Source organism: Collinsella sp. An2 (genome assembly GCF_002160065.1).
Classification (GTDB): domain Bacteria; phylum Actinomycetota; class Coriobacteriia; order Coriobacteriales; family Coriobacteriaceae; genus Limicola.
In genome coordinates, this window is the sequence record NZ_NFJW01000011.1 from 47,394 (window position 1) to 72,860 (window position 25,467).

Annotated in this window: 16 protein-coding genes; 5 read left to right on the plus strand and 11 right to left on the minus strand. The window is 64.6% G+C overall.

The genetic code is table 11. The features are described from left to right. Nucleotides 1-115 precede the first annotated feature (115 nt). From B5F33_RS07890 to ybaK, 9 genes are all read right to left on the minus strand, one after another. Nucleotides 116-1,036, minus strand: coding sequence for a dihydrodipicolinate synthase family protein (locus B5F33_RS07890; protein ID WP_087411259.1), 921 nt, complete (start codon nucleotides 1,034-1,036; stop codon nucleotides 116-118). A gap of 193 nt (nucleotides 1,037-1,229) precedes the next feature. Then, complete coding sequence (locus B5F33_RS07895) at nucleotides 1,230-2,060, minus strand: ABC transporter ATP-binding protein (RefSeq protein WP_087411260.1); 831 nt, start codon at nucleotides 2,058-2,060, stop codon at nucleotides 1,230-1,232. Continuing rightward, a complete protein-coding gene (locus tag B5F33_RS07900; protein WP_087411261.1) occupies nucleotides 2,061-4,082 on the minus strand; it encodes a dipeptide/oligopeptide/nickel ABC transporter permease/ATP-binding protein in 2,022 nt (673 codons plus the stop codon). It lies immediately after the preceding gene. 5 nt (nucleotides 4,083-4,087) lie between these two features. Beyond that, the gene (locus B5F33_RS07905; RefSeq protein WP_087411262.1) at nucleotides 4,088-5,053 is read right to left on the minus strand and encodes an ABC transporter permease; all 966 of its coding nucleotides are present in this window, start codon (nucleotides 5,051-5,053) and stop codon (nucleotides 4,088-4,090) included. A 127-nt stretch (nucleotides 5,054-5,180) separates the two neighbouring features. Then, the gene (locus B5F33_RS07910) at nucleotides 5,181-6,779 is read right to left on the minus strand and encodes an ABC transporter substrate-binding protein (RefSeq protein WP_087411263.1); all 1,599 of its coding nucleotides are present in this window, start codon (nucleotides 6,777-6,779) and stop codon (nucleotides 5,181-5,183) included. Nucleotides 6,780-7,338: 559 nt separating this feature from the next. Continuing rightward, a complete protein-coding gene (gene uvrC / locus B5F33_RS07915; protein ID WP_239284951.1) occupies nucleotides 7,339-9,447 on the minus strand; it encodes an excinuclease ABC subunit UvrC in 2,109 nt (702 codons plus the stop codon). 6 nt (nucleotides 9,448-9,453) lie between these two features. Then, nucleotides 9,454-11,589 (minus strand): murein biosynthesis integral membrane protein MurJ, encoded by a 2,136-nt coding sequence (murJ, locus tag B5F33_RS07920; RefSeq protein WP_239284954.1) that lies wholly within the window; start codon nucleotides 11,587-11,589, stop codon nucleotides 9,454-9,456. A 104-nt stretch (nucleotides 11,590-11,693) separates the two neighbouring features. Continuing rightward, entirely contained in the window at nucleotides 11,694-12,959 is a 1,266-nt protein-coding gene (locus B5F33_RS07925) for a hypothetical protein (RefSeq protein ID WP_087411264.1), read from the minus strand. A gap of 180 nt (nucleotides 12,960-13,139) precedes the next feature. After that, nucleotides 13,140-13,595, minus strand: coding sequence for a Cys-tRNA(Pro) deacylase (gene ybaK, locus B5F33_RS07930; protein WP_239284962.1), 456 nt, complete (start codon nucleotides 13,593-13,595; stop codon nucleotides 13,140-13,142). Between the two features lie 139 nt (nucleotides 13,596-13,734). Here ybaK and B5F33_RS07935 point away from each other — a divergent pair, with 139 nt between their 5' ends. Then, nucleotides 13,735-14,439, plus strand: coding sequence for an amino acid racemase (locus B5F33_RS07935; RefSeq protein WP_087411266.1), 705 nt, complete (start codon nucleotides 13,735-13,737; stop codon nucleotides 14,437-14,439). A 528-nt stretch (nucleotides 14,440-14,967) separates the two neighbouring features. Here the strand turns inward: B5F33_RS07935 and uvrA are convergent. Beyond that, entirely contained in the window at nucleotides 14,968-17,835 is a 2,868-nt protein-coding gene (gene uvrA / locus B5F33_RS07940; RefSeq protein WP_087411267.1) for an excinuclease ABC subunit UvrA, read from the minus strand. Nucleotides 17,836-18,100: 265 nt separating this feature from the next. On the opposite strand from uvrA, the gene B5F33_RS07945 reads away from it, so the two are divergent. The 4 genes from B5F33_RS07945 to B5F33_RS07960 all read left to right on the plus strand — a co-directional run bounded on the left by B5F33_RS07945 (nucleotide 18,101) and on the right by B5F33_RS07960 (nucleotide 24,423). Next, nucleotides 18,101-20,242 (plus strand): LTA synthase family protein, encoded by a 2,142-nt coding sequence (locus B5F33_RS07945; RefSeq protein ID WP_158095342.1) that lies wholly within the window; start codon nucleotides 18,101-18,103, stop codon nucleotides 20,240-20,242. A 127-nt stretch (nucleotides 20,243-20,369) separates the two neighbouring features. Continuing rightward, entirely contained in the window at nucleotides 20,370-21,242 is an 873-nt protein-coding gene (locus B5F33_RS07950) for an Mrp/NBP35 family ATP-binding protein (RefSeq protein WP_087411269.1), read from the plus strand. 2 nt (nucleotides 21,243-21,244) lie between these two features. Continuing rightward, nucleotides 21,245-22,534 (plus strand): FAD-dependent oxidoreductase, encoded by a 1,290-nt coding sequence (locus tag B5F33_RS07955; RefSeq protein ID WP_239284956.1) that lies wholly within the window; start codon nucleotides 21,245-21,247, stop codon nucleotides 22,532-22,534. Nucleotides 22,535-22,746: 212 nt separating this feature from the next. Beyond that, complete coding sequence (locus B5F33_RS07960) at nucleotides 22,747-24,423, plus strand: FAD-dependent protein (RefSeq protein ID WP_087411270.1); 1,677 nt, start codon at nucleotides 22,747-22,749, stop codon at nucleotides 24,421-24,423. Nucleotides 24,424-24,837: 414 nt separating this feature from the next. Here B5F33_RS07960 and B5F33_RS07965 read toward each other — a convergent pair whose 3' ends face one another. Next, nucleotides 24,838-25,461, minus strand: coding sequence for a hypothetical protein (locus B5F33_RS07965; protein ID WP_087411271.1), 624 nt, complete (start codon nucleotides 25,459-25,461; stop codon nucleotides 24,838-24,840). Nucleotides 25,462-25,467 lie beyond the last annotated feature (6 nt).

Below are 25,467 nucleotides of genomic sequence, written 5' to 3' on the forward strand. Positions count from 1 at the left end.
CCTTTCGCGCCGCGGATCGCTCCGCGCGCATCATACAAGCGCGCCCGCCCGCAAACGCAGGCGGGCGCGCACAACCCGTTGTCGGCAGGCCGTCTCGCAGACGGCACTCGGCCTGTTACAGAAGCCCGTTCTCCTCGAGGACCTTGCGAATGGCCTCGACGTTATCGCCCTTGAGAGAGTGAACCGGGCGCGGCATCTGGTTGGTCTCGAAGATACCCATAAGCTGCAGCGCCGTCTTGAAGGCGCCGACGCCCGCGCCGAAGCCCTGGACGCCCTTGGTCACCGCGGTGATGCGCATGATGCGCGCCAGGCGATCCTGCTCCTTCTTGACCGTCTCCCAGTCGCCGGCCTGAGCCGCCTTCCACTGGCGCACATAGCCGTAGGGCTCGACGTTCGCAAGACCCGGCACCGAGCCGTCGGCACCGGAGAGGTACGCGCCGTCCACGACGACCTCATGGCCGGTGAGGATGGACATGGGATGCCCGGCCTCCTCGTTGCCCATGACGAGATAGCGGAACGAGATGTCGTCGCCCGAGGAGTCCTTCACGCCGGCGAGCACACCGTCCTTGCCCAGACGAATCAGCATGTCGGTGTCGAGCTTGTTGTGCACGCACACGGGAATGTCGTAGGCAAAGATGGGCAGGCCGAGCGCGTCATGCAGGCAGCGGAAGCTCCACTCGATCTCGTCGATACCCTGCAGCGCATAGAACGGGCAGGTGGCCACGAGGGCGTCGACACCCATCTGCTCGGCACGCTTGCCGTGCTCGATCATGCGCTCGGTCTCGGTGTCGATGATACCGGCGAGCACGGGCACGCGGCCGTCGACCGCCTTCACCGTGGTCTCGATGATGTGCTCGCGACGATGGTCGGTCGAGAACACGACCTCACTCGAGGAACCCAGGATGAACAGGCCGTCCACGCCCGCCTCGATCATGCGGTTGATGTTGCGCTCGAGCGACGCGACGTCGAGGTGGCGGTCCTGCGTAAGCGGGACGACGACGGGCGGGATGACGCCGGTAAACTTCTTGGTGGTCACAGGTGACTCCTTAGTGTTGCGCGTCTCGACCTCCTGCCGAGACGCTGGTGTCGGGATCCAAAGACCCCCGCCCCATGATAGCGGGGCGACAGCGCGAAGGAAGGGTGTTTGAGAACTCTTTCGAACGCCCTTCCCTTACTCACGGGCGCGCGCCCGACAAAGCAGGCGCGCGCCACGAAAACGATACGATGCCCTACGCGGACTGCCCAAGCTTTGGATGCAGCAGCGAAGGCGCCGCCCCCAGCAGCAGCTTGGTGTAGGGATCCTGCGGGTCCTCGAAGACCTGCTTGGCAGGACCCTGCTCCATGATCTGACCGTGGTTCATGACGATGATGCGGTCGGAGATGTAGCGCTCCGTCTGGATGTCATGGCTGATGAAGACCATGGCGAGACCGAGCTCCTTCTTGAGGTCCGTAAGCAGGTTCAGGATCTGTGCACGCACAGACACGTCAAGGGCCGAGGTGGGCTCGTCGGCGATGATGACGTCCGGGCGCAGCGAGAGCGCACGGGCGATGGCGACGCGCTGGCGCTGGCCGCCGGAGAGCTGACCGGGAAGCGCGTACATGGCCGACGACGGCAGGCCGACGAGGCTCACGAGCTCCTTGGCGCGCTCCTCGCGCTCGTCCTCGGTGCCGACCTTGTGCACGATCAAGGGGTCGAGCAGCTGGTCGTGGACGGACATGCGCGGGTTCAGAGCGGTGGCCGGGTTCTGGAACACCACGGAGACCACACGGCCGATCTTCTTGCGAAGCTCAGCGGTGCGCTTCGTGACGTCCTCGCCCTTGAAGTACACGTGGCCCGAGGTGGGCGACTGCAGGCCGCACATGACGTTGGCGGTCGTGGACTTGCCGCAGCCGGACTCGCCTACCAGACCGATGGTCTCGCCCGGCATGAGCTTGATCGTGAGTCCGTTGACGGCATGCACGAGGTTGGGATGCAGCAGCGAGCCCGTACGGGTCTTGAACGTGACCGAGATGTTGTCCAGGAAGATGATGGGCGTCTGCGTCGAGCTGTTCTCAGCCATCTACCTCACCTCCAGTCGGGAAACGAGACCGTTCTTTGCAAGCTCCTCGTCCGGAATCTCGGCGACGAAGTGATGCTCCACGCCGGGCACGGGCTTGAGGATGGGATGGACGTCGAGGCCGACCGTGGGGTGGCTCGAACGCGGCGCGAAACGGTCGCCCTTGGGGAAGTCCGCCGGGCTCGGCACGGAACCGGGCACCTGGTGCAGACGTTTGCCATCGTGCGCCTCGATGGAGAGCACGGAGCCAAGAAGGCCCTGGGTGTACTCGTGGATCGGGTTGGTGAGCAGCTCCTTGGTGGGGGCGGACTCGACCACCTGGCCGGCGTACATGACGGTGATCTCGGAGGCGACCTCGGCGACGAGCGCCAGGTCGTGCGAGACGAAGATCATGGCGAAGCCGAGCTTGCGCTGCAGGTCGTTCAAAAGCTTGATGACCTGCTTCTGGACGGTCACGTCGAGGGCCGTGGTGGGCTCGTCGCAAATGATGAGCGACGGGTCGCGCGTAAGCGCCATGGCGATGATGACGCGCTGGCACTGGCCGCCGGACAGCTCGTGCGGATAGGACTCAAGCGTACGCTTGGGGTCGAGACCCACGAGCTCGAGGAGCTCCTCGGCGGTACGGGTGCCGCCGCGGCTGGTGAGCTGCTTCATCTGAGCGGAGATGAGCATGGAGGGGTTGAGGGCCGAAAGCGAGTCCTGATAGACCATCGCGAGCTCGTGGCCGAGCAGCTTGCGGTGCTCTTCCTTGGAGAGCTTGAGCAGGTCCTGGCCCTTATAGAGCACCTCGCCGGTGATGCGGGCGTTGTCGGGCAGCAGGTTCATGATGGTCTTGGTGGTGATGGACTTGCCGCAGCCGGACTCGCCCACGAGCGCCATGCACTGGCCGGGACGCACGTCGAACGAGACGTTGTCGACCACGTTGACGTCGCCGTGGCGCGGGAAGCCGATGGAGAGGTTCTTCACCTGCAGGATCGGCTCGACCGAATAGTCGGGCACGTGACGATCGGTACGGGCAAGCTCGACCTTGCGCAGCGCTGCCAGGCGGGAGGCCAGGGTCTCGGCCTGCTCCTTGTAGGCGCGCACCGGGTCGGCGACCAACAGGTCGGCTTCGCGGCGGCTCTCGGCGTTCTCGTTGCTCACGGGAGCGGACGGAGCGGCTGCCATGGCGTCGGTCAGGCCCTCGGAGAGGATATTGAGCGCCAGGCAGGTGACCATGATGGCGATGCCCGGGAAGAGCGCCTGCCACCAGCGGCCAAGCAGCACGCCGTCGCGCGCCGAAGACAGGATGTTGCCCCAGGTGGCGGTCGGCTCGGCAATGCCGGCGCCGATGAAGGTCAGCGACGCCTCGAAGATGATGGCGTCGGCGACGAGCGTCACGGTGAAGACCATGATGGGCGCGATGCAGTTGCGCAGCACATGCTTCATGAGAATCCACGGGGCGCGGGCGCCGGACACGATCACGGCGCGAACATAGTCCTCGCCGTACTCGGAGACCACGTTGGCGCGCACGATACGCGCGATCTGCGGGGTGTACATAAAGCCGATCGAGAAGATGATGGCCGGCACGGAGTTACCGAGAATCAGCACGAGAATGGCTGCGAGGGCGATGCCCGGGATGGACATGACGACGTCGAGCACGCGCATGATGACCTCGGAGACCGCCTTGCGCGAGACGGCTGCAAGGGCGCCGATGACGGAGCCGCAGATGAGGGCGAACAGCGTCGCACCAAAGCCGATCACGAGCGAGTAGCGACCGCCGTACAGCATACGCGACAGAATGTCGCGGCCCGCGTTGTCGGTACCAAAGATATGGTCGGCGCTCGGCGGCTGATATGCCTTGGTGATCTCGAGCGGGTTATGCGGCGCGATGAGCGGAGCCAGAATGGCAGAGAGCGCCACAAGGATGAGGAGCACGAGCGAGATCTTGCTCGACAGGCTCATGTTCTTGATGCCATGGAACTTGGCACTCCGAGATGCCGCCTCCTCGAGCTGGGCGGTCTTTTTCTCTCTAATCTTTACCATGAGGCCTACACCGTCCTAATGCGCGGGTTGATGAGCAGGTACAGCATGTCAACCACGATGTTGATGATGACGAAGGCCAAGGCCACCACAACGACGACGCCCTGAACGAGCATGATCTCGCCGCCGGTGATGCCCTGCTGGATGAGCGTACCCATGCCGGGGAGGGCAAAGATGACCTCGATGACCACGGCACCGCCCATGAGGTAGCCGATCTTGAGGCCGAGCGTGGTGACGGGCGTGATGAGGGCGTTGCGCAGCACGTTCTTGGCGATGACGACGTTCTCGGGGATGCCGCCGCCGCGGGCCGTCTGCACGTAGTCCTTATCGAGCTCCTCGACCATGGCCGTACGCACGATACGCGTCATCTGGCCGATGACCGGGAAGGCCAGAGCGATGGCGGGCATGATCATGCGTCCAAAGTAGCCCGCCGGGTTGGTAAACAGGTTGGGAAGCGCGCCCGAGGACGGGAAGACGCGCGTAAGATGGCCGATAGAGACCGCAAGGATGAGCAGGACCGCGAGCCAGAACGACGGCGTTGCGATGCCTGCGATGGATATCACACGTATGATCTGGTCGGGCCATCGGTCTCTATATATTGCCGATATCACGCCCAGGGTAAACGAAACGACGGCGGCGATGATGAGGCCGAAGAACGTAAGCTGCATGGTGACGGGCAGCGCCGACGCGATGGCCGTGGCTACCGGCGTCTGGCGGCTGCCATAGGTGCCCAGGTCGCCCTGAACAAGGCCCGCAATGTAATCAACGTAACGGACGGGCCACGGATCGTTCATGCCGTGCTCGTCCATGTACTGCTCGACCTGCTCCGGGGATGCGCCCTCACCGAGGACGGTACGTGCCGGAATCGACGGGTCGGTAAAGGACATGAGGAAGAACACCAACAGGGTGACACCGAGGGCCATGATCGGCAACGCGATGATACGTCGACCGATGAGGCGCAGAAGGTTGTTCATACCCTCTCCTCTCTCTTCTTACCAACAGTGTTATAAGGAGAGCCCGAGCAACGACTGCCCGGGCCCTCCGAACGTCCTTACTGTCTCCCCCTCAAGATGTTGGGAAGACGAGAGATGGGCTAGGGTTCTACGCGCTGACGGTCTTGCAATCGATGAAGCTCATGCCCGTGGTGCCGATGCCCTTGAAGCCCTCGATGGCGGTGCCGCTCGGGCTCTTGGATGCGTCGTCCCAAGAAGCGGTGACCGTCTGGACGTGAACGAGCGGGTACAGGACGCAGTTGTCGGCGATGATGTCGTAGACCTGCTTCCAGGTAGCCTGCTGCTCGTCGCCGGACTGGCCAAGCGCGGTGTTCATGAGCTCGCGGATCTGCGCGAACTCGGCCGAGCCGCTCCAGCCGGTACGGGTCTGCTGCCAGACGTTGTCGCCGTACCACCAGTTGAGAAGCAGGTCGGGGTCGGCGCCCCAGCAGGACGGATCGCCCGGGGCGATGAGGATGTCGAAGTCATCCGAGCCGCCGTCGATGGCCGCATAGGTGGCCTGCGAGGTCTCGGTCTTGATCTCGACGGTGAAGCCGAGGGCCTCGAGATCCTGCTGGGCCTGGATGCCCATCTGCTCGGCTTGGGTGTTGTCCGTGGTACGGATGATGAGGTTGCCCGGGGTCACGCCGGCCTCGGAGAGCAGGGACTTTGCCTGGTCCTGGTCATAGGTGTAGACCGTGGAGGCCTCCTGATAGTTGGGGAAGTCCTGCGGAATGTAGGACTTCGCCGTGGCGGCGAGACCGTTGAAGATGTTGTCGATCATCTGCTCGGTGTTCAGCGCATACATAATCGCCTTACGGGCGGTCACGTTGTCCCACGGGGCCTTGGTGGTGTTGAACATGATGAAGCGGGTGCCGAAGCCCTGGACCTGGTCGATCTTGCAGCCATCGCCCTCGAGGGTGTCGATGGCGTCGGAGGTGACGGACTCCATGACGAGCGTGGTGCCCTGCTGCTGAGCGGTCATACGCGCGGTGGCATCGGTCAGGATGTCATAGTGCAGCGCAGAGTCCTCGGCGGCGTGGTCGCCGTTGTAGTTGGGGTTCGGCACGAGGTCGACGGCGTTGTCGGTGATGCTGTCGTACATCCAGGGGCCGGAGCCGACGGGCGTGTCGGCGAGCTCGTCGTCGGTGGTGCCAGCAGGGAACACGCGGACGAGCGCCAGGCGCTCCTTGAGCAGCGAGAAGTTCGGCACGGACGTGGTGACGGTGATGGTGGTGTCGTCGGTGGCCTCGAGCGAGTCGATCGGGGTCAGGAACGCGGCGTAGGTCGCGTTGGCCTTGGTGCGGTCGAAGGACTCGACGATGTCGTCGGTGGTCACCGCGTCGCCGGTGGAGAACTTGGCGCCGTCACGAACGGTGATGGTGAAGTGGGTCTCGTCGACCTGTTCGGGGTCGCCCGTGGCGAGCTCGGTGAAGGTGCTGTAGTCGTGCGGATCGGTGCCATAGAGGCCCTCGAGCACGTGCCAGTTAGCGCCCAGGCAGAACGCCGACGACGTAGAGGTGGGGTTGTAGTCGGACGGAGCATAGGCGGAACCAGCGGTGATGGTGCCGCCGCCCTCGGTGCCGCCACCGGTCGTGCTGCCAGCCGGGGCAGAGGTGTCGCCGCCGCAGCCCACGAGGCCGAGGCCAGCGACTGCCGCGGCGCCGCCTGCGACGCCAAGGAAGGTACGCCTGGTCATGTCACGCATGATGTCTCCAATCTTTTGGCATCCCCTCCCTCACGCAGGAAAGGGGATGCATTTGTGGACATCACTAACATACCGAGCCTGGCGCCGCTTCCTCCCGGTTTCTCGGTGAACGGGCGCTAGCGCACGCAGACGGTTATTGCTAGCCCCTTTTTTGTTTTTTGTTGACATGCTGGACTGGTGGTGATACCAAGCATACCAGTTTAATTATTTACCCCTCATTTATGACGTATTATGCATGCTATTCCTGCGTTATCAGGTATTTTGTAATAGTTTATATCAAATAGCAATTAATACCAGTAGGCTTTCTAGGGGCAGACCACCTACGTGCCACTTCAAAAAGATTCTATGCAAGTCTTCAACTGTCCCCCCTATGCAGCACAGGGGCACGGCGCATGTTCAAGGGCCGCCGCTGTTGCGGCCGGCCCCTCTCCTTTGATGCGACGCGCGCAAGGCCGCGCGGCTCGAAAGCGGCGTCGCAAACACGCGTACCATGGTGGTCTTGCCGAACGTGCGCGGCTCCGGACTTGCGCGGCTCAAAAGCGCAGGCCCGGCAACAGCCCTAGTGGGTGGCGTCCTCCCAAGCGCGCAGCGTATCGAAGACGGCCTGTGCGACCTGTCGCGGCACGCCCTTCACGGCGGCGATATCGTCCACACTCGCGGCGCGCAGCTTCTTCATGGACCCGAAGTGCCGCATGATGGCCTTCTTGCGCGTGGGGCCCACACCTTCGACCTCGTCGAGCACGCTCACGGTCATGGCCTTGTCGCGCAGCTCGCGATGGAAGGTGATGGCAAAGCGGTGCGCCTCGTCACGCACCTGCTTGATGAGGTATAGCGAGGCCGAACCGTTTGGCAACACCACGGGGGTGTCGTCCCAAGGTACGAAGACCTCCTCGTCCGCCTTGGCAAGGCCGCAGACGGGAATGTCGAGCCCCAGCTCTTCCAGCTGCGTCAGCGCCGCGGTGAGCTGAGGCTTGCCGCCGTCGACCACCAGCAGGTCGGGCTTGCTGCCAAAGCGCTCGTCCGCCATGCGCTCAGGCGCATAGCGGCGGCCGAGCACCTCTTGCATGGAGAGGAAGTCGTTGGCCTCCCCTGTCACGGAGCGCACCTTGAAGCGGCGATACTGGCTTTTGTCGGCACGGCCGTTGGTGAAGACCACCATGGATGCCACGGTGAACCGGCCATGGATGGTCGAGATGTCGAAGCACTCGATGCGCATCGGCGGCGCGGGCAGCGCAAGGGCGCTCTCCAGCTGCAACAACGCCTGGTTCGTGCGGTCGTCGGCGTATCCCGTGCGCATCATGTAGCGCATGAGGGCATGGCGGGCGTTGCGCTCGGCGGTCTCCAGCAGGCGTCGCTTCTCGCCACGCTGAGGACGGTGCACGCGGCAGATGTGGCCGCGCTTCTCGGTGAGCCACTCCCCCACCACCTCAGCGTCGGCGAGGTCCACCGCGACGTCCACCTCGTGGGGGATGTCCGCGGTCTCGTCGTAGTAGCGCTTGATGAAGCCCGAGACGAGCTCCTCCTCATCCACGTCGAGCCCCTTGTCCAAGATGAACTCACAGGTGCGCACCGTGCGCCCCTCGCGCACCACGAACACGCAGGCGCCGGCGATCGTCTCCTCGCGGTAGAACCCGATGAGGTCGATGTCCACGCTCGACGGAAAGACCACCTGCTGGCGGTCATCGAGTCCCGAGATCACCTCGAGGCGGCGCTTCACGCGGGCGGCGCGCTCGAAGTCGAGCTCCTGGGCTGCCTGGGCCATCTCGGCAGTCAGCTCGTCGGTGACCTCGCGCCGGCGGCCCGAGAGGAACCGCTCGACACGGCGCACGTTCTTGGCGTAATCCTCGGGCGTGATGGCGCCCACGCAGGCGCCGGGGCCACGCCCCACGTGATAGTCGAAGCAGGGACGTCCGTTTTGGGCGCAGATGAGGTTGATGATGTCCGCATCGTCGCCATGGGCCGCGATGAGCCGACGCGTCCGGCGCCATTCGGCGCAGGTGCCGCTGCAGATGGGAATCACCTTGCGCAGCGTATCGATGGTGTCACGGGCGGCCCGGCTATCGGTATAGGGACCAAAGTACCGCGTTCCGGGCTTGTGCTTCTCGCGCGTGTACTTGATGGCGGGATATACATCGCTCTTCGTGATGGCGATGAATGGATAGCTCTTGTCATCCTTGAAGTCGACGTTGAAATACGGATGGTACTGCCCGATGAGGTTGCGCTCCAGGACGAGCGCCTCGTGCTCGCTGCCCACGACGATGTAGTCGAAGCTCTTCACGAGCTGCATCATGAGCGGAATCTTGGCTCGGTCGTCGGTCAGCTGCACGTACTGCTTCATGCGGGCGCGCAGGTTCTTGGCCTTGCCCACGTAGATGACCTCGCCGGAAGCATCCTTCCACAGGTAGCACCCCGGACTTGTGGGGACGCGCGCGACCTGCTCGGCAAGGCTCGGGGCGATGCCCGGTGCGGGCACGACGAGGCCTTCGTCGATGTGCTCGGTGCTCTCGGCGAGGTCCCGATGCGCAGCGCCGGGCGCGTCGGAGCCCTGCGGCACGGCGTCTGCGGCATCCGCGGACCCTGGCGTCATGGAGCCGACGCGATGAAACTGTCCGGGCAACCCTGCCGGCACGGGGCCGGCCGGGGCGTCATGCCACTGTTTATCGGCCATGGATACCTACCGCTTCACGCGGCTCAGGATGGAGCGGAACATGTCCGCCTCGGGGAACTTGAGCACGATCGCGGGGATAAACGTCACCAGAAGCGACGTCACGCCCGCCACCGCAATGTAAGCGATGGTCTGAAGCATGCCGGCCGTCTGCGCGGTGCCGTCGGCCAGATAGGTGACGAGCGGGCCCACAAACGTCTCCAGGACCCACAGCATGCCGGCTCCCGCCGCAGCGCCCAGGCCACCGAGCACAAGGCCGGCAACGACGCCATGGAGAATCTTCTTCACACGCAGGCCGTGCAGACGACGGCGCATCCACCAAAACGCGCCGATATCGGACACGAGGTAGCTCGCCGTCATGGACAGCGCGATAAACGGCATGCCGCCGCCGAGCCCGAGCGCGAACGTGAGCGACCAGGCGATCTCGGCCACGGCGCCCGCCAGAATGAAGGCGGCGTAGGGATGCATGTTGCGCAGGGCCGAGCAGCCCTTCTGCATGAGCATGCACACGCCGTAGAGCGGCAGCGACGGCGCGAGGAAGCGCAGGTACTCACTCACGAGTTCCACGCCCCCCAGGTCGAACTTGCCCGCACAGTAGATCATGTTGAGCGGGAAGCTGAACACCATGAGATAGAGCGCGAAGGGAATGAGCACGAAGAACTGCTGGGCGATGCCGCGGGACAGGCCGTCGCGCACCGCGTCGTCGTCGCCACGCGTCGCGTCGCGCGCGAGCTCGGTGTAGAGCGCCGTGTTGAGCGAGACAGCGAGCAGCGCATAGGGCAGCGTGTACCACAGGCGTGCGTACGCGATGACTGACGAACCGGTGCCGGGCTGCACGGCAAGGGCCGTCGAGTTCATGACGGAGCTCGTGACCAGGGTGCACAGGGTCGCGATGATGGTGGGCACCCCGAGGGAGACCGTCTTGCGCAGCAGCGGATCATGCAGGTTGATGTGCAGGCGCGGATGGATGCCGTGGCGGGCGAGCGCCGGAATCTGGCAGGCCATCTGCACGAAGACACCCGCTGTGGTTCCCACGGCGAGGACCGTGATGGCAAGCGCGTCGCTCACCTGCTGGATAAAGGGGAAGGCCACGAAGCTCGCGATGACCACCACGTTGTTGAGGATGGGGCCGACGTTGCTCCAGAAATAGTCTCGATGCGCGTTGAGCACGCCCGAGAACACCGAACCGAGCCCGTAGAAGAGAATCTGGAACGCAAAGATGCGGAAGAAGTAGACCGCGGTCTCCATCTCGGCGCCGTCGCTCATGAACGACTGCGTCCAGATAAGGCCAGGGGCAAAGATGCAAGCAGCCACGGACGCCACGCCGAGCACAACGAGCAGGATCGACAGGAGGTTCCCCACGTAATCGTTGGCGCCCTCCTTGCCGCCCAGGCGCCGTGCATCCATGTAGACCGGCAAGAACGCCGTCACCAGCATGCCGCCCATAACGAGCTCGTAGAGCATGTTGGGCAGGTTGTTGGCGATGTTGTAGGACGATGCGAGCAGCGACACGCCAAAGGCGATGCCCATGAACCAGGTGCGGGCAAAGCCGGTGAGGCGGGAGATCACGATGAGTAGCGTCATGAGGCCCGCCGAGCGGCCGACGCTCTCGTAGTCGCCCGCGGCCTCGAAGTCATCGTCAGACGCCTCGTCCGCACGGGAGGTGCGCGCCGTGGCGTCGGTGTCGGCATCGTGTGCCAGCGCATCGGTGCGGGCAGCGGGAGCGGCGTCGCCCTCGACGGCGAGGCGACCCGTCTGACCCGCGGGCTCGTCAGGAGCCATGCCGTGCGGCGCGGATGTCTCGGCTGCCGGCGCGGCGTGGCCGGCATGCGCGGCCATCCCGAAGGCGTGCTCCGCCCAGACGTCGTCGTCCGTGCTCACCGCGCCGGCCGCGGCCTGCTGCCCCGCCGCCGGCGCGGCCGCAGCGTGCTTGCCCATCCGCGACGATGTCGGAGCCGGGCTGCCCACACCCGCGCGCAGGGCGGCGTCCAAAAAGACGCTCGTCTCGTCGGGACGCTGCTTTGAACGGTCGTGCCGGTAGGACTGAGCCGCAGCGATGAACACCGCGGTTTCATCGGGGCGCGGGGCCTCCTTGCGTGCACGGGGCGCGAAATGCGATCCCTGGGGCCGCTCGTCCACGTCCATATCTGCGCTCCTTCCTCGTCGCCGCGACGCGGCGGCACCTCGCTCCGCTTCGTCCAGGGCCCATCTGCCGCAGGGCGTCTCCCCTGGCGGCCTCATCCCGGCTTTTAGGCGTAGTTTTTAGCCTCCGGCCCCCACACGTACTTCTTGAACTTTGAGATCTGATGGTAATACGTCAGGCTCGCCCAGAAATGCTGCACCGCGCTGTCGCGCTTCCAATACAGCGGGAAGGCCGCGGTGCCATCGCGAAACGCGCCGAGCACCTGGGTGCGCAGAGCGTCATCGGCCACGGAGCGGCGCACCACGTAGGGCGGAACCGTGGTGTACACGAAGGGCTCGTCGGCGGAAAGCTCGCCCTGGGACTTGCCCAGCACCAGGTCGTCCACCATGACCTTGGCAAAATTCACGCCCGCCTGGCGCACGAATGCCGAACTGCGGCCGGGGCGCGTGTTGATCTCGAAGAAGCGGTACGACCCGTCGCGCTCGTCGAACTTCACGTCGAAGTTGGCCATGCCGTGATAGCCCACATGGCGCATGAAGCGCAGAGCATCCTCCATGACTTTACGATTGCGCTCCGGGATGATGATCGCCGGGTTACCGATGGCTCCCGGCGCATGGTCCTCCAGGATCACGCGGCCGCCGCACATGAAAACCGGGTTGCCCTGGGCGTCGGTATATGCCGAGAGGATGCGAATCTGCGTGTCGTCGCCCGGCACGAACTCCTGCACGATGAGCGACCGATCGTAGGTCGAGGCCTGCAGGCTCTCGAAGATGCGCGTGAGCTCGTCGCGGTCATGGACCAGAAAGACCTTCTTCTTGTCGGGAATCTCCGCATAGTGATACGCGGCCGAGTTGGACGGCTTGGCAATAAGCGGGTAGGAGAATCCACCGTCGTCAACCGTGGCGGCGGGGTCGGCGCAGTCCAAAAAGACCGTACGGGGATACGGGATGCCCACCTCGTCGCAGATCTTGTAGAAGTTCTCTTTCTGCGTGATCTCGTCGAGCAGGTCGAAGTCGATGTATGGCACATGGAACCGCTCCTGAAGCGTCCCCTTGTGCTGCGAGATGAGGCGTGCGTAGTGATCGCCGCAGCCCACCAGGAACGGAATCTTGCCCTGGTCGATAAGGTGCGCGCCCATGTCCATGAGCAGCGGCACCATGGCGTCGGCCTGGTCGAGGTCGGGCACCACGCGGTAGTCGACGAAACGGCTGCGCGACACCGACTTCACGTCGGCGGAGCCCAGCACGATGGAGCGAACCCCATACGCCTCTTGGAAGCAGCGCACAAAGGCGTAGCAGCTAAAGTCCGATCCAACGATCACCGGCTGAAGCAGGCGCGGAAGGTCGCGCTCGTCAGGAGCAGCAGGTAGCATGAGCGTCTCGATTCTCGAATAACGCGGGGCAAGCCAGGCTCTGTCCCCCGCGTGAGCTGGCATGTTAACAGGGAAGCATTGTAGTAAATGAGCGCAGGGATGCGCCAAACGCCACACAAACAGGATAGCGCGGCGGCGATAGGGCAACCGCGTCGCAATGCAGCAGCGCCCCAGAAGACGCTACTCCCGCGTGATGGCCGCCACCTGGGCACCCGTCACGCGAACGAGGTCGTCGGGTGCGAGCTCCACCTGCAGGCCTCGGCGGCCACCCGACACGTAGATGGTGTCATAGAGGATGCACGTCTCGTCGATCACCGTGGGAAAGGACTTCTTCATTCCCACGGGAGAGCAGCCGCCGCGCACGTAGCCCGTAAGCCCCACGAGGTCGCGCACGTGAACCATCGAGAGCGACTTCTCGCCGAGCACGCGGGCCGCGGCCTTGAGGTCGAGTTCCTCGGCGACGGGAATGCAGCACACCACATGGCTGCCAGAGGATGTCGAGCACACGAGCGTCTTGAACACCGCGCCCGGGTCTTCGCCCAGCTGGGCGCACACGTGAACGCCTGAAAGGTCGCTCTCGTCAACCTCGTAAACGTGCTCGGTATAGGCGACGCCGGCTCGCTCGAGTTCGCGCATCGCGTTGGTCTTCTTGGTATCCTTCGCGCCCACGGCACTCCCCTCTCCACGTGGCATTTCACAACCTCGGCACAGCCGTCGACGGCGTTGCTGGTAGTATTTGATGGTACGCAACCGCCCGGTGAACGGAGCATTCCGCATGGAAAAACAGACACTCGGCGTAATCGGCGGCATGGGCCCCGAAGCCACCGCCTATTTCTACGAGCAGGTCATTCAACATACGCGCGCGGCATCGGACCAAGAACACCTGGACATGGTGATTCTCTCATGCGCCTCGATGCCCGATCGCACCGCCTCCATCCAGTCGGGCGACCATGAGCCCATCCTTGCCTGCATGCACGACTGCGTGCGTCGGCTGGAAGCCTGCGGGGCCAGCGTCATCGCCATCCCCTGCAACACGTCTCACTACTACTACGACACCATCCAGGGCTTCACCCAGATTCCCATCATCCACATGCCACGCGAGACGGTGCGCTTTGCCGTGCAAGGCGGAGACGTGTGCCGCATCGGCATCATGGGCACCGACGGGACCGTGCAGGCGGGCGTGTACGCGCGCGAATGCGAGCGCACAGGTGTCGAGGCGGTCAACCCCTCGCCCGAGCGACAGGCGGATGTCATGTCGCTCATCTACGACGACGTGAAAGCGGGACGCACGCCGCGCCTCGACAAGCTCGAGCGCGTGCTGAGCTTCTTTGAGAGCGCCCGCTGCGACCGCATCATCCTTGCCTGTACCGAGCTCTCGGTGCTCAACCGCTACCGCACCATGCCCGACGGCACCATCGATGCCATGGACGTCCTGGTGCACGAATCCATCGTGCGCTGCGGAGGCACCTACCAGGCATGATCGATCCCGAGCACGCGTCCGCAAGACAGCTGCCCCACAGCAGAACAGCGTGACCCACGATGAGTCCGGTTCACCCCCGGCGCGCGCTTGCCGACGATTCGTCAACGCTCAGTAATGTCCCGGAATCAGCCTCGAATCTGAAACAAAACTGAGCGTCGGCGAAACATAGGGTCGCCGACGCTCAGTTTTGCTCCACACGTATCGCATGGCGCTGCTTCCCGCTCCGCCAGGAGCCCACGCTTCGTGGGACACACCTGACATGCGGCATCTAGAGAGGCCGCCGGAACGACCCCCTACAAAGAAATCGGCCTTCCGCAGTGCCCGAGATTGCCGTGAAAGAGGAGGGGCACGCCTTGCGTGCGGCGACCGACGATTGAACGGCAAGATCGGGTGCTACGGAAGGCCGAGGGCGCACGCCTGGCGCGCGGCGCCCTAAGACTTGAGGGACGAGATGCGGTGCCTGGGAAGGCCGAGTGCGGCGCCCGACAAGCGAAGGGCAAGGTCGGGTGCTACGGGATACCGCCCCGGTTAGTTCGCCTGCCGTGCGCGGTCTCGTTCAAGGATGGGTCCCAGGAAGCGGCCCGTATAGCTCTCGGGGCAAGCGGCCACCTGCTCGGGGGTGCCCGCGACCACGATGCGTCCGCCGCCGTCGCCGCCTTCAGGCCCCAGGTCGATGATGCGATCGGCGACCTTGATCACATCGAGGTTATGCTCGATGACGAGCACCGTGTTGCCAGCATCGACCAGGCGCTGAAGCACGTCAATGAGCTGGCGCACATCCTCGAAGTGCAGTCCCGTGGTGGGCTCGTCCAGAATGTAGAACGTCTTGCCCGTCTGCTTGCGATGCAGCTCCTTGGCGAGCTTCACGCGCTGCGCCTCGCCGCCAGAAAGCGTCGTCGCCGGCTGGCCCAGGCGCACATAGCCCAGGCCCACGTCGTAGAGCGTCTGCAGCTTGCGCTTGATCTGGGGGATGTTGTTGAAGAATGCCAGCGCTTCGGTGACGCTCATGTCAAGCACGTCGGAGATGTTCTTGCCGCGGTAGGTGACCTCAAGCGTCTCGCGGTTGTAGCGCTTGCCGCCGCACACTTCGCACGGCACGTAGATGTCGGGCAGGAAGTGCATCTCGATCTTGATCTGGCCGTCACCCTTGCACGCCTCGCAGCGGCCGCCGCTCACGTTGAAGCTAAAGCGTCCCGGGCTGTAGCCGCGCGCCTTGGACTCCGGCGTCGAGGCGAAGAGTGCCCGCAGGTCGTCCCACAGACCGATGTAGGTTGCAGGATTGGAACGAGGCGTGCGGCCGATCGGCGTCTGGTCGATATCGATCACCTTGTCGATCTGCTCCAGCCCCTCAATCGAGCGGTACGGACCCACCGGACGGGTGGAATGATGGATGGCGTTGGTGAGCGCCGGCGCGATCGTGTCGGTCACCAGGGAGCTCTTGCCGGACCCGGAAACACCGGTCACCACGGTGAACGTACCGAACTCGATCTTGGCCGTCACGTTCTTCAGATTGTTTGCGCGGCACCCCTTGATGGTGAGACATCCCCGGCCGGGCCGGCGACGCTCGTCGGGCAGGCGCACCATGCGCGCCCCGGTGAGGTAGGCGCCCGTAAGCGAATCCGGGCAGGCCATGATCTCCTCGGGGGTGCCCGCGCACACCACCTTGCCACCGTGCTCGCCGGCGCCGGGTCCCATGTCGATCACGTAGTCGGCCGCGTGGATGGTGTCCTCGTCATGCTCGACCACGATGACCGTGTTGCCGATGTCGCGCAGGCGCTCGAGCGTCGCAATAAGGCGCTCGTTGTCGCGCTGATGCAGGCCGATAGACGGCTCGTCCAGGATGTAGAGCACGCCCATGAGGCCGGCACCGATCTGCGTTGCCAGGCGGATGCGCTGGGCCTCGCCGCCCGAGAGCGTCGCCGAGGCGCGATCGAGCGTGAGGTAGTCCAAGCCCACGTCCACAAGAAAGCGCAGACGCTCGACGATCTCTTTCACGATGCGACCGCCGATGAACTCCTGACGCTCGGTGAGCTCCAGATGTTCGAAGAAGTCGAGCGAATCGCGGCAGCTGAGGCAGCATACCTCGTAGATGGACTTGCCGCCCACCGTGACGGCGAGCATCTCGGGGCGCAGGCGTGCGCCGTGGCAGGCGCGACAGGGCTCCTCGCGGATGAACTTCTCCAGACGGGCCTTCGTGTTCTCGTTCGTGGTCTCGGTGTAGCGCTCGAACAGGATGTTGCGCACGCCGGAGTACTTGGTGAACCAATGCGTGTCACGCCCGTCCTGGGTGTGGTAGTCCACGCGCATCTTCTTGTCGCCCAAGCCATCCAGGAAGACCTTGCGCACGCGGGCGGGCAGGTCGCGCCACGGGGTTTTCGGGTCCACCTTCAGGTGCTTGCACAGCGCGCGGAAGATCTGCGGATAGTAGTTCGACTTGCCAAAGAAGCTGCCAAACACGCCATCCTCGATCGAAAGGCTCGGGTCCTCGATGAGGGCCTCGGCGTCCACGACCTTCTTGAAGCCCAAACCGTCGCACTCCGGGCAGGCGCCGTAGGGCGCGTTGAACGAAAAGTCGCGCGGCTGCAGGTCGTCGATGGAATGGCCGTGCTCCGGGCAGGCGAGCGCAAGCGAATACATGAGCAGCTCGCCCTCGGTGCCCTCGGGAGCCTCGCGGTCGGGCAGCAGGTACACGCCGACGCGGCCGTTCGCAAGCTGCGTGGCCCGCTCTACGGCCTCGGCCACACGGCCCACCGAATTCTCGCGAATCACGATGCGGTCGACCACGACCTCGATGGTGTGGCGGAACTTCTTGTCGAGCTCGATGGGGTCGTCGAGCGAGCGCACCTCGCCATCGATGCGTACGCGGGAGAAGCCTTCGCTGCGCAGGTCGTCCAAAAGCTTGGCGAACTCGCCCTTGCGGTCGGTGACCACGGGGGCAAGCACGAAGGCGCGCCTCCCCTGTCCGGCCTCTAGAATCTTGTCGGCCACCTGGTCGGTGGTCTGGCGTTCGATCTCGCGGCCGCACTCGGGGCAGTGCGGCGTGCCGATGCGCGCGAACAGAAGGCGCAGATAGTCGTAGATCTCGGTGACCGTGCCCACCGTGGAGCGCGGATTTTTAGAGGTCGTCTTCTGGTCGATGGACACCGCCGGCGACAGACCGTCGATGGAGTCCAGGTCGGGCTTGTCCATCTGACCCAGGAACTGCCGCGCGTAGCTGGAAAGGCTTTCCACATAGCGGCGCTGACCCTCGGCGTAGATGGTGTCGAAGGCGAGGCTCGACTTGCCCGAACCGGAAAGGCCGGTGATCACGACGAGCTTGTCGCGGGGTATCTCGACGTCGACATCGCGCAGGTTGTGCTCGCGTGCGCCGCGGATGACGATTGAGGAATCTGACATGGATGCTCCTTGAAAAAGGGTTTGAAAAGGTCGATTCTCGCAATCCTGTAGTCTAGCGCAACGTTACCGCGCCATGCGGACACGTGTTCGAATTCCGAGCGTCCACCATGGGTTTTGCACGGTATGCTCGCCTTCCGCACAACGGGCTCGCAGGTCTCATGGACCCCCTTGTGTTAGGCTTTTTCACTATATTGGTAACCCAACGGTAAGGCGCGTTGCCCGCCGACACGTCGACGCCCTTGCCCCCATTGAAGACCAGGTAGCTATGACCGACGCTGCACCCACGATATACGCCGCCATCCCCTTCACCGCGCTTGTCCTGCTCGTCGCCCTTGTCGCGGCGGTCGCTGTGCGCTCACACCTTACCGGGCGCGGCATTACGCCGGGCATGATCTTGTGGCCGCTGCCGTTTGCGGCCCTTCTTGGCTTTGTGGGCGTCTGGTGCGCCATGGGGCTCGTCATGGACACCTGCAGCGCGGCGGACCTTGTCGCCTACTCGGTCGCCGTGGGCGGCTGTGGGGCCATCACCCTCGCACGCAGACGGGTGTTCCATCGCATCGACGAGCTTGCCGGCGTCGCCTCACACCTGCTGCGCGCGGGACGCGACGCGGTGCTGCTCGTGCTGGCCGCGGCGCTCTCGGTCGCGGCGCTCGAGGGCTCCTGGAACCGCGTCGGGGCCCAGATTCCCGTGAGCTTCATCCTCTTTGCGGTCGGCGTGGTGCTCGCCGCCATGGTCGCCCTCTATTTCCTGGGGCAGCGAACCGGGGTCCTTCCCTGCCTGGTCGCATTTGCTTGCATTGCGTTTGGCATTGCCTCGCACTTCGTGCTGCGCTTCAAGTCTGCGGCGATCCTTCCGAGCGACCTGCTGGCGATCGGCACCGCGGCGGCGGTGAGCGGCAACTACACCTACGAGCTGAGTCGCCACATCATCTTCGCCCTCGCACTGTTCGCGCTCGCCCTGTGCCTGCTCTCCTTCATCCATCCCGGCCGTCCGCGCAACCGACGCGTCCTTGGCGCGAACATCGCGGGCAACCTCTGTGCGTGCGGCCTGGTCGTCGCCGGAGCGCTCGGCCTGTACAACAGCGTCGACGTCGAAGAGGCGCTCGACTTTACCTACGACGTCTGGATGCCGCAGTTCACGTATATGCAGAAAGGTGTTATCCCAAGCTTTCTCGCGGTGCTCCAGGACCTCCCCATCGAGGAGTCCGAGGGCTACGACGCCGACGAGGCACAGGACATCGAGGACGCCTATGTGCAGAGCTTCGACCTTACCGCAGGCGCGACGGAGGCCCGCCTGGCGGCCGAAGCCCAATTCAACGAGATGAAACCCGCCGTGGTTGCCATCATGAACGAAAGCTTCTCGGACCTGTCGATCTACGAGGGACTGCGCGCCGCAGGCTATACCGGCCCCGCCTTCTACAACTCGCTCGGGGACACGCTGCAGCGCGGCGCGCTCATGTCGTCGGTGGTGGGCGGCGGCACCTGCAACACCGAGTTCGAGTTTCTCACCGGCAATTCCATGGCCTTTGTCGGCAGTGGCAAATATCCCTACCAGCTCTATGACTTCTCCGACGTGAGCAACCTCGCGCAGCAATTCGACGAGCTGGGCTACAAGACGACCGCCATCCATCCCCAGCTGGGCAGCAACTGGAACCGCAGCAACGTGTACAACCAGATGGGCTTCGACACCTTCCTCACCATCGACGACTTCCCCGACGCCACGTGGTACCACTACGGCCCCTCGGACCGCACCTGCTATGACCGCATCCTCCAGATGCTTCGCGAAGACCCCGATCCGCAGTTCATCTTCAACGTGACCATGCAGAACCACGGCGGCTACGACGCCGGCACCGTACTCGAGGAGGACCTGCTTGGCATTGCTCCCGAAGGCATCACAGACCCGGATACCCTGAGCAGCCTCAACACCTATCTCGCCTGCATCCAGGCGTCCGATCGCGACCTTGAGTACTTCATCAACGAGCTGCGCACCATCGGCCGCCCCGTGGTGCTCGTGTTCTTCGGCGATCATCAGCCAAGCGTCGGGCCCACTCTCAACGAGGCCCTCTATCCCGGGGAGGACGCTTTCTCTCACTCGTGGCGCGAGTTCGTGTCCACCTACATCATATGGGCGAACTACGATGTCGCCGGCAACGACCAGGTGAGCGCCTGGGACGAGCTGGGGGCCAACGCACTCGGTGCCCAACTGCTGTATGACATTGGCGCTCCGCTTTCCGACCAGCAGAAGGCGACCCTTGCAACGCGTGCCTCGGTAACGTCGCTCAACGCGCTGGGCTACCGCGGCGCCGACGGCATCTGCCAGGCACTCGATGCAAACAGCTTCTACAGCAGCACCATCGACGACCTGCGCAAGATGCAATACCTCAACTTCGCCGAGAAGGTTCAGTAGCGCTGTCGGGCGCCGCCGCGCCTCAACGATATTGTCAGCAGACCCCGCCGGCGGCACACGGCTTGTGGGTACAATAAGGGCCGTACAAACCCGCCCTGGCATCGGGGCCGGCATAGAAGGGATCCTCATGGGATGTGAGCATGCACAGGCTGCGGGAGGCCCCGCGTCTCCGCAGCAGTTCGAAGAGAACAGCCTCTCCGAGGTAAAGCGCGTCATCGCGGTACTCTCTGGCAAGGGCGGCGTGGGCAAGTCCTTCGTCACGGGCGCCCTCGCGGTGGAGCTCTCGCGTCGCGGCAATTCGGTCGGCATCCTGGACGCCGACATCACGGGTCCGTCCATCCCCAAGATGGTGGGCATGAGCGGACGCCGGGCAAGCGGCCTGGGCAAGCTGTTGCTGCCCGAGGTCTCCTCGACGGGCATCAAGGTCATGTCGTCGAACCTGCTGCTTGAAAACGAGACCGACCCCGTGCTGTGGCGCGGACCAGTCATCGCCGGCGCCATTCGCCAGTTCTGGAGCGACACCTCGTGGGGTCCGCTCGACTACCTGCTTGTGGACATGCCTCCGGGAACGGGCGACGTCGCACTCACCGTGTTCCAGTCGCTGCCCGTGGACGGCATCGTGGTGGTCACGAGCCCGCAGGACCTGGTGAGCATGATCGTCGCGAAGGCTGTCAACATGGCCGACAAGATGAACGTGCCCATCCTGGGTGTCATCGAGAACATGAGCTACATCACCTGCCCCGACTGCGGCCGCAAGATCGAGGTCTTTGGAACGAGCAAGCTCGACCAGGTAGCCGAGGGCTACGGCGTCAAGGTGCTCGGTCGTCTGCCGATCGACCCGTCGCTTGCCGCGGCATGCGACGCCGGCCAGATCGAGAGCGCGCTTCCGTCCGACTTGCTGCCCGACGCCATCGCTGCCTGCGAGGCCATCGAGCCGCATGAGGTCGCCGACGGGTTCACCCCCGCCGCAGACGACACGGCCGACGCCACGAAGGCGTAGCGGTGGGGCGCCGCGACATTCCCATCGATGTGTCTGCGACGTACGACGTCGCAGTGATTGGCGGCGGGGCCTCGGGCCTCGCCGCCGCCTTCTGTGCGGCGCGAGCGGGTGCCCGGGTCGCCGTGCTCGAGCGCGACGTGTTCTGTGGGCTGCCGATCCTTGCCACCGGCAACGGCCGGTGCAATCTCTCCAATACGAACCTCGACCCGGCGCGGTATCGTCATCCCGACGTCGCCCGCGCCGTCATGGGTCCCGACCCCGAGCGCGAGGTCGCAGACCTCACCGATGCCTGGGGCATCGTGACCTGCAGCATAGACGACCGTCTCTACCCCTTCAGCCGCCGCGCCGAATCGGTGCGCGACGCGCTGCTCGCGGCCTGTGCACGCCAGGGCGTCGAGCTCTGCTGTGGACTCGACCTCGTCGAGGCTTCATATGAACGCGCGGCCGGAGGAGCCGAAGGACAGGGCGCCTGGAATCTTGTCGTTGAGGGTCCGGAGCGGCCCCTGCGGGGCAAGCGCGGCGGCGACTTCCATGCCGACCTGCGCGCCCGCCGCCGCGACCTCAAGCAGACGCCACGCGTACGCCACACCGTCGCCGCACGGTCGGTCATCATCGCTTGCGGCGGATCGTCGTTGGCGATGGCTTCTTGCTTCGGGTTGCCCCATATCGAGGAGCGCCCCGTCCTCTGTCCGGTGGCTTGCTCGATCGACGACCGCAGCCGCGCCCTTGCCGCACTCGACGGCTTGCGCGTCGACGCACGCCTCACCCTGCTGCACGACGGCATCGAGACATGGCGCGAGGCAGGCGAGGTGCTTTTCCGCCCCTACGGTGTCTCGGGCATCGTCGCCTTCGACCTGTCGCGACGGGCGCTTCCCGGCGACGAGGTGGTCCTTGACCCGTTCTACACGTTCAGCCCCGAGGAGCTTGACAGCCTGATGTCCCGGCGTGCCAGCGCGCTCGCGCCTTTGACGCCTGGCAACCCTTCCTGGTACGACGGCTTTCTCGCCCGCCCCCTCGCCGAGCTTCTCACCGAACTCGGCACGACGACGATACGGCTGCGCGTCCAGGGGACCGCCGACGAGCGCGTCGCCCAGGTGCGCGCGGGCGGCATCCCCTTCGAAGCCGTCGACGTTCCTTCGCTTCGCATAAGCTCCAGCGCCGCGCCTTACCTCTTTGCGTGCGGCGAGGCACTTGACATGGACGCCGACTGCGGCGGCTTCAACCTCGCCTGGGCATGGCTTTCTGGCAAACGCGCCGGCGAGTCGGCAGCGCAGGCGGCCACGCGGGGCTAAGGCTGGCCCAAAGCACCGTCCAGCCCGCTGTAGCCGCCGCTCATACACAAGTGCCCGGCTACGAGAGGGCGGCGCTGTCAAACTGGGTACAACCAGAGGAACACTTGCAGCGTCTCATCTTCTGGCCTTCGTCAGAAGGACGGGAGACGTATGCCGCTTTGGACAGGGGCCGCCCGGCCCGTCTTCTGCCGCCTCGCCACGAAAGGACCGCCGTGATCGAAGTCACCGACATCCCCGCCACCCTCGCACAAGGTCTAGGTAAGCACAGCTGCCTGGCGGTAGGGCTGCGCGACGTGGTGGGCCTTTTCAAATGTTTGCCGCACGAAATCGCCTCTATCGAGCTCCATCGCAAATCGATCGATGCACGCAAGAAAGACCACGTCCACTTCGTGCTGAGTATCCGCCTTCAGCTCATCGATAGCCTCGACGAGCACGAGATCGTCAAGCGCGCCTCCGCCTCGGAGCAACGGCGCATTCGTATCATCGAGAACGTCAAGCCGAGCTTTCCCGCCCCGCTCCCCTGCCCCCCGACGCGCCGGCCGGTCGTCGTCGGCGCGGGCTGCGCCGGATTATTCTGCGCGCTCTCCCTTGCCGAGGCGGGTCTTGAACCGCTGCTCATCGAGCGCGGAGACGACGCGACGCGCCGCACAGAGGCCATAGACCACTTCACCTCCACGGCGGAACTGGACACCGAGAGCAACATTCAGTTTGGCCTAGGAGGCGCCGGCACGTTCTCGGACGGCAAGCTCACCACCGGAACCAAAAATCCCGCTCACCGGTTGATTCTCGAGACGCTCGTAGAGGCCGGAGCCCCGCGCGAGATTCTTTGGGACGCCAAGCCCCACGTTGGATCGGACGTGCTTCCGCAGGTGGTCGAGACCATTGCGCAGCGCATCCGAAACCTGGGCGGCGAGATTCGCCATCGCACGCGCCTCGTGGACATCGAGCGCAGCGGCGGAACATCCGGGCAGGTGACAGGCATCGTGGTGGAAACTCGCGACCCGCACGCTGGCAACCCGGGCGCGGTGCAAACCGAACGCATTGCCTGCGACCGCCTCGTACTTGCCTGCGGACATTCGGCCCGCGATGTATTTGAGCTGCTGCGGCAGCGAGGAGTCCTCCTGCGCCGCAAGACGTTTGCCATGGGCGTGCGCATCGAGCACCTGCAAGCCGATATCGATCGGGCGCAGTACGGACCTGCCGCCGGCCACAAGGCGCTCGGCGCTGCCCCCTATAAGCTCGTGGCGCATCTTCCCAACGGCCGAAGCCTGTTCTCGTTCTGCATGTGCCCGGGCGGCCAGGTGGTCGCAGCCGCGTCCGAGGCGGGTGGCGTGGTCACCAACGGCGCAAGCCTCTATGCGCGTGACGGCGTCAATGCGAACTCGGCGCTGCTGGTCAACATCAATCCCGACGACCTCCCTGGCAAAGACGTGCTCGCCGGCGTCGCGCTGCAGCGCTCCTGCGAGCATCGAGCCTTTGAGCTGGGAGGAGGGGCGTATCGTGCGCCCGCCCAGCTGGTCGGGGACTTTTTGGCGAGGCGCCCCAGCACGGGCTGCGGCTCCATCGAGCCCACCTATCCGCTGGGCGTTACTTGGTGCGAGTTAGACAGCGCGCTCCCCCCTCATGTTATCGACACCCTGCGCGCCGGCATTCCTGCGCTCGAACGCAGACTGCGCGGGTTCTCGAATCCCGAAGCAGTGCTCACCGGCGTCGAGACGCGCTCGAGCTCGCCCGTAACCGTGGTGCGCGGCCGCGACTGTCAGGCAGAAGGCACGCCCGGACTCTACCCCTGCGGAGAGGGCGCCGGATATGCCGGTGGCATCATGAGCGCAGCGACCGACGGCATCCGCTGTGCCGAAGCGGTCGTCGCCAGCCTGCGAGACGCATAAACCGCATTGGTTTTTTAGTCCAGCAACTACAATTGACTAAAAAATGCCTCAAATTTGACCCTATTTTTAGTCAAACGTAGTTGCTGGACTAACTTTGGGGCAGGCCGACGGAAACGTGCAACCGTTGAACTAACTTTGGCAGGGGCTGGCAGAGGCATGAAACCAGTAAACTTACCTTGGCGGAGCGGACGAGGGGGCATGCGGCTGGCGAACCGACTTTGTCCGGTCCGGCGAGGGATGGGGACAGGGACATCTTGCGTCGTCGGTGCGCGGGGCGAGGCAATCGCTTCACATCGATAGCAAACGGGGCGCCGGATTCTTCTCCGACGCCCCGTCTCGTTTGAAACTGAACTGTATGGACCCTCACACGACGCTCACCCGCCGTCAACGACAGCTAGGACGCCGCAGCGGCCTTTACGCCTCGACAGGCTTCTTCGTAAGCTCGAGCGCTCCGTATACAAAGCCCCAGGCGGCCACGAAGAACGTAAGCGCCGCGATGGCCAGCTGGCCGTCAAAACCAGCGACACCCAGCAGGCTCAGGAAGCCGAGCACCCACGTCGCGCCGGCAACGGCAAGCACGGCAAGCCACTGGCCCGCGTCGCGCACATACATATCAAGCGCCACCAGCAGCAGGTAGAGCGCCACGACGATGCCCATAACGCCATAGGTGATCGCGAAGGGCGCGACGCTCGTCGGGAAATTGAGCGCCCACAGGCCCACCAGCAGCATCACGATGCCCACGATGGGCTCGGTCCAACCCAGCACCCACGGGGACTTCGAGGCAAGGGAGCCGAAGAACACGAGCAGGCCCATGACGATACCGCACCACGGGACTGCAGCGAGCAGGCCCTCGGCGCCGCTCGTCGGCGTAATCAGAAACAGGCCGCGCCCGCCCTGCGGAGGCGTCACAAACACATAGAACGCCATGAAGAAGCAGAACACCGCCATGGCCACCAGGCTCCATTTGACATCCCACAGCCGCGTGCAGAACGCTTTGACGTCAAACTCCTTGTATTCAAGCTCGTATTCGTCAGGCATTGCAAA